Here is an 11,896-nt window from a genome sequence, read left to right on the forward strand (position 1 = left end):
AGTGCTAAACCACGCAACTACTCATAGCCGAGACCGTTGCCAACAAGCTGACAAAAACGCTCTGAATTGAAAACCAAACAACCATATCTGAAAGGAAAATCTGTTTTTATAGTTTCATTACTTGTAATTGGAATTACGATTCTGACTGTTTATCTAACTGGAATAAATTACAATCGGAGTTTGACTTCAAATCTCTATTTGTCACTCGGAATTATAGCTACAGCACTATTCCTATTTATGACTTATGGACTTTACACTGGAATTGGACTGATTGACAATTTTCCAAAATTTCGGAATTTTAAAAGTGGAGATTTTATTGCAAATAGCGGAACAGGACCAACTATTGAATTACCTTCAGTTGGAGATGGAATTGGAGGACTGATTTTGTCAATTTTGCTATGGATTGCGATGTCAATATTGTTTGTGATTTTACTGATAGTTTTGGAAGCCGTTTTTTGGTTTTCGCTATTTATAATTTTAGCAATGCTTTATTGGATTTTCTTTAGAGCATTAAAATTTGTTTTTAATAAATCAAAAGATACAAAAGGAGATATTGGAATTTCAGCAGTTTACTCGCTGACTTATACCCTACTCTATATTGGTTGGATTTTCGGAATCGTTTATCTGGCCGAATTAGTAAAATAAAGCCAGTTGGCAACAATGGCTATAATTCATTGCGGTTGAATTCCTTATCGGAATTCAACGCAAATTTGCTATCTTTCGGCTACGGCGGAAAGAATCCTGCGGATTTTTCCGCAACGAAATCATAGCCGAGACCGTTGCCAACAATGCGTGAGCAAGTTTGCGGATTTGAAAAACGGCTAGTTTATTTTTCGATTTTTTTTAGAATTTTAAGAAAGTAAAAACGAAAAAACTATGTTGCGGAATTCTGAAAATCACGCTGAATTCTCACTCAAATGCGGAATGAAAAGCAACGTCGGAATTGCCCACTCAAAATCTGACTGAATTGCTGTGCGGAATTTAACTAATGATAGAAATTCGGAAAACGGAACTTAACGCAAAAATTACGTCTGATTTCAACTCTGCCGAAAAAAAATAAATAGGAATTTGAGCAAGTTTGCGGAATTGAAAAGCTGACGAACTGACTCGAACTCTGAAAAGAAAAATACTGAAATAAAAAAAGCACAGTTGGCAACAACGTATATAAAAAATTGCTATTTTGTGCTTAATTCTATGGTCGTTGCACGTTTGCTACGTCTGAATTTCCTTCGGAAATTCCTCGCACGCAAACCCGCAACTTTCCATATACAAAACCGTTGTGCGTTATTATGAAAAAATCGATAAAACATTAAAATATGGCAAGACCAAAAGACATTTTAGTTACTACAACTTCATCAATTGAAGGGATGAAAATAATCAAACACCTTCAACCTATTTCTGCACATATAGTTTTAGGAACAAATGTATTTAGTGACTTTTTAGGCGGTTTGACAGATGTTTTTGGAGGCAAATCTAGTTCTTACCAAAAAAGGCTAAACTCAATCTACGAAGACGCAATCAAAAAAATAAAATATTCGTGCTATGAAGTTGGAGGTAACTGTGTGTTAGGATTAAAAATTGACATTGATGAAATTTCTGGAAAAGGAAAATCAATGTTTATGATTACAGCTATTGGAACTGCTGTTATTTCCGAATTAGAGAGAAAAAATGACATAAAACACAAAACAATAGCCGAAAAAATTTCTGTGGACGAGGTTAATGATTTAAGAAATAGAAATTCCATAATCAAAAAAGCTAAAAATGACAGTTTAAATCTGAATAATGAAACTTGGAATTTTATTACTGGAAATCAAATGACTGAAATCCTTCCATATCTTTTAAACAAATTATCCTCTTTACTTAACGGCAATCACCCTGAATCAACTGTTCAAGAATACGTAGAAAAATTAAAAATATATATTGACAATCTTCCAGACGATAAAAGACGTGAAGACTTATATTCCTTTCTCATAACAAATGACAAAAATGCTTCAACATCAAAAGTTAGTACAATAATAAAAGAGCTTTTTCTTTTAGATTTTGACAAAACAATTGAACTCATAGAAAACGAAGACCTTTCTAAAAAGAAAATTGGTTTGAATATTTCTACTTTTGATAAGTCCCATTACGATTTTAATGATATTGACGGTTTTAATCGAATGAAAAAATCAATTGAACTTTCTTTTAAAGAACGTGGCGAGAAAACTACAAAAAAGCAAATGCTATCATCAAAAGAAAAGGAAGTTTGGGTTTGTGAATGTAGTAAAACCAATAATTCGGACAGCGAATATTGTTCAAGTTGTGAAAGAAATATTTATGGATTTAAAATTTCAGAATTAAAACCCGATAAAGCTATCAAATATTTAGAAGATAAAATTGAATTAATAACTGAATTGACAAAATAACAACGCACAACAATGGCTATAAGTAATTGCTTGTTCTCGCGTACTTCTGAAAATCCTCGCGGATTTTCAGTTTGGTGTGTACTTGCAAAGTTAAGTGCTAAACCACGCAACTACTCATAGCCGAAACCGTTGTGTAACATTTGAAAAAACAATAAACATGAAAATAAAACTTTTAACATTTAGTCTACTTTTTAGCTTTATATGCTTTTCTCAGAATGGTAGTGCATACAAACAGCTTGAACCTGTTAAGGATGATTTAGGTAAAGCTCTACAGAAAAACTCGGAAATTTCAGAAAAAAACAGAAAACTAGCTATCCAAATAGCAGAAGAAAGAAGACAAAAAAATATTAACGCTTTTAACCAATCAAAAACTGATGCCTTTAAAGCATTTAACTTAAAGAACTTTTCAAGATGTATATACTATTATGAAAGCTCTAGAAAAATGGGTTGGTATGATGCTGAATTTGAATATATAGCTGGTGTTTCATATTATAATTTATGGAAAGAACTTAAAAAGAAAAAATATAAATCAAAAGCTAAAAAAATTTTAAAACTTTCTAAAAAACATGGGTATATTGATGCTGAATTATTCCTTGATAAATACTTTTAAAATTCATTTAATAATAACTTTATTAATTAACATACATTTTTCTTGTCAAAGTCAAAATTGCAAAAATCTAAACTCTGAGTTTTCTTCGTACGAATCTGCACTGAAAAAAATAAAATCGACAAATTTTGTCTTGATAGATAGCTGTGACACCTCTAAAAGTTCTTGGATTTTAAAAACTGAATTTTACTCTTGTGATAAAAAGTATGGATATTTCCTTTTATCTACTAAGGAAAAGACATATATACATAATAAAGTTCCAATTGACATCTGGATTCGATACAAAGAAACTGAATCTTTTGGACGATTTTACAACAAAAAAATCAAAGGAAAATACAAGTTAATAATATAAAGAAACGTCACACAACAATGTATAAATTCAATTGCTACTGAATTTCCTTTCGGAAATTCATACCAATTTGCTAAATTAGCATCTAACTTAAAATCCTACGGATTTTAAGCCGCAACTGAAATTTATACGCCAACGTTGTGCACAAGTTGAGAAAATGAAATACTTAATAATAATTTTGACTCTTATTTTGACTTTTTCCTGTAAAGTCAAAGCTCAAGAAGTTGACTTAAAAATAGTCTGTACCGAATCGAATAAAAAAAATGATGAATATTCAGAATCCATAATTCTAAAAACTTGTGAATTTAAAAATCACTTGTTTAAATCAACTGGAATAGCAGATTATAAAAGTCGCTATTCTTACAAATACGAGCTGTTTCAAATTAACGAAAATGATACTATAAAAGTTAAAAACTCTGACTTTTTTAATCAAAAAGCAATCGAATTAGAAAAACTAATAAACGACAAACTCAAAACTGAATACGAATCAAACTCTAAAATACCTGAAATTAGCGAATGTATGAAATGGATAGATTTTAGATATTACAAACTAAACGAGTTCGGAATTTCATTTACAGACAAAAATCAAATGGAATTCAACATTGATTACGGAATTGGAAATGCTTGTTTTAATGTTAGATTTAGTTCTGTGATTTTAGAATTATCTGAAATAGATAAATACTTAAAATAAAAACCAGTGCACAACAACGGCTATAATCCATTGCGGCTGAAATTCCTATCGGAATTTCATTGCAATTTGCTATCTTTCAGCTACGGCGGAAAGAATCCTGCGGATTTTTCCGCAACAAATCATAGCCAAAAACGTTGTAGCACATTAGCCCAAACCAAAAACGAATGAATAAAACTACAGTATTATTACTACTATTGACAATCGGAATTATATCCTGTAGAAGTTCTGAAAAGGAATTTGACAAACTGGAAATTGTTGAAAAATTCTACATTGCGATTGACAATTCAGATCCTTTAAAAACAACTGAATTGATTACCGAGAGATTTACGACCATTGACGACGGATTTGAACAGAAATATAGCGGAAATGAATACGCTGAATGGGTAAAATGGGATTCTGTATTCAAACCGACTTACGAAATACTCAAAATCGAAAAAGAAAATGGAATTGTAAAAGCTAAAATTTCAAAAACTGATAAGCGAATTTCCTTTCTTCATCACGAACCTATTGTTACAGACGAAATCATACAATTTGAAGACAATAAAATAAAGAATATAAATAGGACTTCCGCTTCATTTAACGTTGAGAAATTTGTTAAAAACAGGGATGAACTTGTAAATTGGATTGCGGAAAATCATCCTGAATTGAATGGATTTTTGAATGACCAAACAAAGAGTGGCGGAATGAATTATTTAAAAGCGATAGAATTGTATAAAAACAAAAAATAACGTGCTACAACAATGTATAACCGCAATTACGGCGGATTCGACTACGTCCGAATCCACTCGGAATTGCTAAAGCCAGTTCTAAACCGAAAAACTTCGTATATTTATCCGTAACTGGCGGTTATACGAGACCGTTATGTGCAACCTAAAAAAACGAACGACAGTGCAACATTGAAATGGAAGGAATGCAAAACGCCAACCCTTCACAAAATTAAAAGAGGTGTTTTTGCCAACACACAAGCCCACACTAAAACACCACATTTAATTTTGCCCAACCGCACCCAAGCCCACCCACCACCCCAAAAGATGAATGGATTGACAACAATCAAGTAAACTTTTCGACCAGTTCATTACACTTTGCAGACATTTCTTCTGAACTGTAAGGCATATCCTCATCCAACCAATTTGTTAGATAACTGACCAATGCAGCGGACAACGCTTCACTTGTAAAATATATTTTGAGTTGTTCTGACTTTGATTTTGATGAATCACGTTTTAAATCTTTGGCAATTTTCAAACTCATCACATCTCGAATATGACCGATAATTAAATCCCCACCTTTCTTCCCCAACATTGCTTTTGCAATTTGAAAATTGTCTGCGCAGTGATTGAAAAGCATTTCAAAATCTATCCCATCTTTACTTTTCTCGTTCATCGTTCCAAGCAAACTAAAGAGTAATTGTTCTTTACTTTCAAAATGAGCGTAGAAAGTGGAACGACCTACATTTGCTCTATCAATTATTTCTTTAACTGTTACCGCTTCATACCCTTTCTCTAAAATCAATGCTATAAAAGCATCTGACAAATACTTCTTTGATTTTTGAATTCGCCTATCAACAGGCTTTTGAGTTTTCTTCTTCATTTTACTGAACTTTTATCCGAATCTGTTCCATAACAGACACTTTGGTCGATTTAGCTATTGTACGTTTTTTTAAGACATTCTATTTTTGCATTACAAATATAAAACAAGTTATTCGATAACAGACAACAAGTTTTAAAACAAACGAAGTATATGATAAAATCAATTCTAAAATACGGTTTTCTTTCAGTCGCCATTTTTCTAATGGCGTTTGCACCAGCGGACACACCAACCGAAATCGTAAAAAAGGCTTATTACAATGTTCGAAGTAGTGCTTACTCAATGAATATGACAATGAAATTAGTGCGTCCAAAATGGACAAGAGAACTCACTGTCAAATCTTGGTCAAAAGATGCGGATTACGGAATGATGGTAATCCAAGCACCTGCAAAAGACAAAGGAATCTCGACTTTGAGAATTAAATCGGAAGGTTGGACTTGGCTTCCTTCCATTGAAAGAGTAACCAAAATTTCACCGTCCCAAATGAGCCAATCTTGGATGGGTTCAGATTTTACGAATGAGAATTTATTAAAAGAAGCTTCGATAGTGAACGACTACACGCATAAACTATTAGGCGAAGAAAAATTTCAAAATGTTACTTGTTATAAAATTCAAGCAACACCTAAACCAAATGCAGCGGTAGTTTGGGGCAAGGTCATTTTATGGATTAGCAAAGATGATATATTACAACGGAAAGCTGAATACTATGATGAAGATGGAACATTGATAAACACACTTATCAATAGTGATTTCAAAACTGTAGGAGGTAAAAAAATAGCCACCACTTTAGAAATGACACCCAATAATAAAAAAGGACAAAAGACTATCTTAACAATTTCAGCTGCAAATTTCAGTGAGAAATTGGACAATAACTTTTTCTCAAAAGAAAAAATGAAAACCGTAAAATAAAATGAAGCAACTTATAAAATTAGCTTGGCGAAACATTTGGCGAAAACGCAAAAGAAGTGTAATTGTCCTTGTCAGTATTGCTTTTGCTATCATTATTACAATTAGCCTGCGTTCTTTAATGCTTGGTAATGGCGATAAAACGGTAGAAGCAGGTGTAAAGAATGTGGGATATATTCAAGTACATACTGCGGATTATTGGAAAGATAAGTCTATCAATGATTTGCTTTTGGATGATGATAAATTGATAGACAAAATCAACTCTATAGAAGGTGTTACACAAATTATTCCACGACTTCAAAACTTCTCATTAGCCGCAGGAGACAAAACTTCAAAGGCTTCTTTGGTTTTGGGCATTGATGGCGATAATGAAAATGAATTTAACAAAGTAAAAGACAGAATTGTAAAGGGTAGTTTTTTTACTTCAAAGAGCAAAAAAGTAGTGATAGCAGAAGGGTTAGCAAAATATTTAAAACTTACAGTAGGCGATACATTGGCGTTAATCGGACAAGGTTATCAGGCAAATGTAGCAGCAGGTAAATACCCAATATCAGGAATTGTAAAAATTCCTAATCCACAAATGAACGTGATGTTGGTGTATATGCCTTTGTCTTTGGCACAAGAATACAATAGTGCATTTGGAATGTGTAGCGCTTTAATGCTCAACATTAAAGACAGATCCCAAACAAACAGAATTTCCAAAGAACTAAAATCAAAGTTGGGTAGCAATTATGAAATTATGACTTGGGATGAAATGATACCTGAAATTTTGAACGGGCTCAAAATTGATACCACCATTTTTATTTTGATTTCCTCGTGTCTTTTCTTAATTGTGGGTTTTGGAATAATCGGAACAATCATAATGATGGCATTGGAACGAAAAAAAGAATTTGGAATACTTCAAGCAATCGGATTACAGAAATCACAAATACAAACTGTGATATTTTTAGAAAGTTTAATGTTGGGCATTACAGGAATTATTATAGGATTATCAATCGCAATTCCATTTATGATTTTTATGTACTACCACCCAATTCCATTGACAGGAGATGGTGCAAAATCTTTTGAGGCAATGGGTGTGGAACCCATTATGCAATTTGGAATCAAACCGAAACTATGGGCTTTAATGTCATTTATAGTTTTCTGCATAATGCTAATTGCAAGTTTGCTTCCTATTCAAATCATTAATAAACAAAAAGTGGCTGAAGCCATAAAACGATAATAATATGACTACAAAATTAGCTTGGAGAAATATTTGGCGAAACAAAACACGGACAACCGTTTTTTTATTGGCAGCCTTCTTTGGATTTGCAATGGCTTTATTCACATTAAATTTAATGAAGTCTATATCCCAACAGCGTTTGGATGATGCGAAGAATCTACAAACAAGTGATTTGCAAATTCACAAAATGGGATTTCAAGACGACAAGGACATTACACTTTTTATTCCTAACGCAGAAAATGTAATTCAGAAAGTCAAAGAAAACGCAAATGTAGATGTTGTTGCAAAACGCATATCCACAAATGCAGTTGCAGCTTCACCTGAAAACAGCATAGGTTGTGAAATTAAGGGAGTTGAACCTACAACTGAACGTGAAATAAGTGTAGTACAAGATTTTTTGGTTGAAGGCAGCTATTTAAGTACAGATATGAGAATGCCAATTCTAATCAGTAAGAAAACTGCCGACAAGTTAAAATTGAAATTGAAATCAAAAATCATTATCACACTCAAGAACACTCAAGAGGAAATTGTTGGCGGAAGTTTTAGAGTAGCAGGAATTTTTGCAACACCAAGTACACCTTTTGATGAAAATACGGTAATTGTAAATTACACCGATTTACAAGAATTGGGTTCAATTTCTGAACCGCAAGAAATCGCTATTAAAATTAAAGACCCAACAAAATTAATAGAAACACAGAGTGGTATTCAGGAAACGCTATCTGCCGAATATGAAGTGAATAATTGGAAAGAATTATTGCCAGAACTCAATGCTTTTGATGCTTTTATAAATATGGTTGGAGTTCTTTTTACAATCATTGTCATTTTAGGTTTAGGGTTTAGCTTGATGAATATTATGAATATGATAGTTCAAGAAAGAACGCACGAAATAGGAATGTTACGAGCCATTGGACAAAGTAAATTCAAGGTGTTTTCAATGCTACTAAATGAAGCAGGAGTGCTTATGATGATAGGTGCAGTTTCAGGAATATTATTTGGCTATGTTTTAACTCTCATTGCCAGCAAGGTAGGTGTGCCTATAAGTTCAGGACTTGATATGTTAGGCATTAGACCAGTGATGTATCCTAAATTGAATCCTGAAATTATAATAATGGTAATTGTAATTGCTATAATTTTTACGGTTGCAATTGCTTCAATACCAGCATACCGAGCAATGAGAATTAAGCCTAATGGCGTATTAAGAGATTAACAACAAAAAAAATAAAATGAACGTAATAGAAATAAAAAACCTTCGCAAGATTTACAACGAAAAAACAGTTCCAGTAAATGCAGTAAATGATGTTTCCCTTTCATTTAAGGCAAAAGAATTTACCGCTATTGTAGGTGCTTCGGGTTCAGGAAAAACAACTTTACTTAATTTGATAGGTGGCATTGACACACCCACAAGTGGCAATGTATTTATCAATGGAAAAAATGTAAGCGAATTATCCGAAAACAAAATGACACAATTTCGCAGAGACAATATTGGGTTTGTGTTTCAGCAGTATAATCTTTTACCAGTTTTAACTGTAAAAGAAAATGTTGAGTTTATAATGGAACTGCAAAAGAAACCAAAAGAAGAGAGAGAAAAAAGAGTGACCGTACTACTTACCGAAATTGGTTTAGCAGATAAAATAAATGAAAGACCTGCAAAACTTTCAGGTGGTCAACAACAAAGAGTTGCAGTTGCAAGAGCTTTAGCTCACAAACCAACTTTTGTAATTGCTGACGAGCCAACCGCAAATCTGGATAGTAAGTCAACTGCGGATTTGCTAAACATTATGGAAGAACTTAATCAAAAAGAAGGTACAACCTTCATTTTTTCCACTCACGACCAAAGAGTAGTTGACAGGGCAAAACGAGTAATTGTATTTGAAGATGGGAAAGTGATAAGCGATACTTCAAAATGAAAAATGAAAAATGCGAAATTCAAATCTTATAATAATTCTTCTTCTTTTTCCAAGCCTTGGTTTATTTGCCCAAAATGAAAACATTAATCCAACAGACACAATTGATGTAGAACAAATTGAAAATAACAATCCAAGTAAGTTTGAAATAAATGGGTATCTGAAAGATTTGGTTTCAGTAGCTATTCCTTCTTTCAATGGATTATGGTCTTTCGATAATCAAATACATAACCGTGTTAATTTTAAATACTACGCTAATTCTTGGCTTACACTTAATGCTGAAGCAAGAAATAGAATTTACTTTGGGAATAGCGTTCAACAAATTCCAAATTTTGACGAGCAAGTTAATCAATCGTTAGATTATATACGTTTAGGAGGTATTGTCTCGCAAGGGCAATCTTACCTCATTCATTCAACAATAGACCGTGCAAACTTAAAACTTGATAAAGATAAATGGCAAGCGATTATTGGTAAACAGCGAATAAATTGGGGGAAAACGTATGCTTGGAACCCGAACGATTTGTTTAATGCTTACTCATTTTTCGATTTTGACTATGAAGAACGCAGAGGAACTGATGCTGCATTGGTAAAGTACAATATAAGTTCATTATCATCTATTGAATTCGCATCCAACATTGATAGCACTTTTGACAAAATGATATTTGCAACTAATTACAAAACAAATATTAAAGAATATGACTTTCAATTTTTGGTTGGTAAATACAAAACAGATATTGCCCTTGGTGCAGGTTGGGCAGGCCAAATTAAGAATGCAGGTTTTAAAGGAGAATTGACCTATTTTCAACCTTACAAAAATGTTGGCGTAAACCCGACTTTTATAGGCGACATTTCATTTGATTACACACTGCCAAACACATTAAATTTCCGACTTGAATTCATTGGAAATACAAATCCTATTAAGACCACAAATATCCAATTTTTGACTCAACCCGTTTTTGCAAAAGGACTAATCAACAACTATGTTTCAACCTTCATTTCTGTCGGTTATGACATTACACCATTAATAAAAGCCAACTTAAATTCCATTTGGAACATTGACGACAACTCTATTTTCTTGAACCCAACAATTGACTTCTCTCTGACAGAAAATACTAATTTACTGATTGCAGCACAAATATTCACAGGCGACAAAAACAGTCTTTACAATGGAGTTGGAAGCTATGTTTTCACAAGGCTGAAATGGAGTTTTTAACGACAAGTACAGCCAACACATTTGGTGGCACATTTGTATTTTTCCGAACCCTCAATCCAACGCTAAAAAATCCAAAAGAGCCACCAAGCCAACGCACCTGAAAAGGAAAGGCAGCACATAACATTGTATAAAAGCAATAGCGGTTCGGGTGCAAACTCGAACCGTTTTTGCGTTTAATTAAGTATATTGCTTGCCGAAAAGTAGTTGCATTTTAATCCGCTACTGCTCTTATACTAACCGTTACTTGCAATTTGAACCAACCAATGAAAAAAGGAATATTGATAACAATAATTGGAGTTTTAATTATCGGAATTGGCTATTTCGGAATTGAAATGTTTGACTTCGCTAAAGGAGTAAAAGTAGATATTCCAAAAAACATCGAGAATTTTGAAAAAAATAAGTCACCAAAAATAATTGAATCGAAAACCGAAGAGAAACTTGACACTCTGGATATTGACAATTATAATCTTTTGTTTTTTCACCCAAATGAAATGGAATTCGGAGAATTACTCAAACAATACGGAGAAGAAAGTGAAGGTCTTTATGAAGTAGATTCGGATTTCGGATTTTATGCAAATAAAGTTTATGACTCAATCTCGAAAACTGATTTAAAAGTTAAAATTGTAACGGAAAGAATAATCAGATATTCAACAGAAAACGGAATTAAACACCTTGACCGATTAAAAAATGAGGAACATCCTTATGGAATAATATTTAATAAAGTGGATTGTCAGCCAAAAATCGAATTTGGAATTATGACAGATATCGGAATTTTTCAAGAATTGACTGAATATAATAAAAACTGCAAGTAACAATGTATAACCGCAATTACGGCGGATTCGACTACGTCCGAATCCACTCGGAATTGCGAGCGTCAGTGCTAAACCGAAAATTAACGCATATAAACCCGTAACTGACGGTTATACGAGACCGTTGTGCGTCATATAACCAAAACCGAGAAATGGCAGTTCCAAAAAATAAGAACGAATTGATTTTTGAAATTGAGAACAACTAT

At 33.0% G+C, this 11,896-nt stretch carries 12 protein-coding genes; 11 read left to right on the forward strand and 1 reads right to left on the reverse strand.

Annotated features, from left to right (window positions below; translation table 11 throughout):
* Nucleotides 1-66 precede the first annotated feature (66 nt).
* The 5 genes from WA340_RS05765 to WA340_RS05785 all read left to right on the forward strand — a co-directional run bounded on the left by WA340_RS05765 (nt 67) and on the right by WA340_RS05785 (nt 4,780).
* The gene (locus WA340_RS05765) at nt 67-645 is read left to right on the forward strand and encodes a hypothetical protein (RefSeq protein WP_336127818.1); all 579 of its coding nucleotides are present in this window, start codon (nt 67-69) and stop codon (nt 643-645) included.
* A gap of 671 nt (nt 646-1,316) precedes the next feature.
* Nucleotides 1,317-2,405 carry a YbjQ family protein gene (locus WA340_RS05770; protein ID WP_336127819.1) on the forward strand — a complete coding sequence of 363 codons (1,089 nt, stop codon included), beginning with the start codon at nt 1,317-1,319 and terminating at the stop codon, nt 2,403-2,405.
* Between the two features lie 157 nt (nt 2,406-2,562).
* The gene (locus WA340_RS05775; RefSeq protein ID WP_336127820.1) at nt 2,563-3,015 is read left to right on the forward strand and encodes a hypothetical protein; all 453 of its coding nucleotides are present in this window, start codon (nt 2,563-2,565) and stop codon (nt 3,013-3,015) included.
* A 662-nt stretch (nt 3,016-3,677) separates the two neighbouring features.
* Nucleotides 3,678-4,052: a hypothetical protein gene (locus WA340_RS05780; RefSeq protein WP_336127821.1), complete on the forward strand. Its 375-nt coding sequence runs from the start codon at nt 3,678-3,680 to the stop codon at nt 4,050-4,052.
* Between the two features lie 164 nt (nt 4,053-4,216).
* Entirely contained in the window at nt 4,217-4,780 is a 564-nt protein-coding gene (locus WA340_RS05785) for a hypothetical protein (protein ID WP_336127822.1), read from the forward strand.
* A 322-nt stretch (nt 4,781-5,102) separates the two neighbouring features.
* Here WA340_RS05785 and WA340_RS05790 read toward each other — a convergent pair whose 3' ends face one another.
* The gene (locus tag WA340_RS05790; protein ID WP_336127823.1) at nt 5,103-5,639 is read right to left on the reverse strand and encodes a TetR/AcrR family transcriptional regulator; all 537 of its coding nucleotides are present in this window, start codon (nt 5,637-5,639) and stop codon (nt 5,103-5,105) included.
* Nucleotides 5,640-5,789: 150 nt separating this feature from the next.
* Here WA340_RS05790 and WA340_RS05795 point away from each other — a divergent pair, with 150 nt between their 5' ends.
* From WA340_RS05795 to WA340_RS05820, 6 genes are all read left to right on the forward strand, one after another.
* On the forward strand, nt 5,790-6,545 hold the full coding sequence (locus tag WA340_RS05795) for an outer membrane lipoprotein-sorting protein (protein ID WP_336127824.1): 756 nt from the start codon (nt 5,790-5,792) through the stop codon (nt 6,543-6,545).
* A 1-nt stretch (nt 6,546) separates the two neighbouring features.
* On the forward strand, nt 6,547-7,764 hold the full coding sequence (locus tag WA340_RS05800; protein ID WP_336127825.1) for an ABC transporter permease: 1,218 nt from the start codon (nt 6,547-6,549) through the stop codon (nt 7,762-7,764).
* A gap of 4 nt (nt 7,765-7,768) precedes the next feature.
* A complete protein-coding gene (locus tag WA340_RS05805; protein ID WP_336127827.1) occupies nt 7,769-8,971 on the forward strand; it encodes an ABC transporter permease in 1,203 nt (400 codons plus the stop codon).
* 16 nt (nt 8,972-8,987) lie between these two features.
* A complete protein-coding gene (locus WA340_RS05810; protein ID WP_336127828.1) occupies nt 8,988-9,671 on the forward strand; it encodes an ABC transporter ATP-binding protein in 684 nt (227 codons plus the stop codon).
* A 10-nt stretch (nt 9,672-9,681) separates the two neighbouring features.
* The gene (locus tag WA340_RS05815; RefSeq protein WP_205410263.1) at nt 9,682-10,881 is read left to right on the forward strand and encodes a hypothetical protein; all 1,200 of its coding nucleotides are present in this window, start codon (nt 9,682-9,684) and stop codon (nt 10,879-10,881) included.
* A gap of 263 nt (nt 10,882-11,144) precedes the next feature.
* Complete coding sequence (locus WA340_RS05820; protein ID WP_336127829.1) at nt 11,145-11,693, forward strand: hypothetical protein; 549 nt, start codon at nt 11,145-11,147, stop codon at nt 11,691-11,693.
* Nucleotides 11,694-11,896 lie beyond the last annotated feature (203 nt).

The sequence above is a fragment of the Mesoflavibacter sp. CH_XMU1422-2 genome (genome assembly GCF_037029245.1).
GTDB lineage: Bacteria > Bacteroidota > Bacteroidia > Flavobacteriales > Flavobacteriaceae > Mesoflavibacter > Mesoflavibacter zeaxanthinifaciens.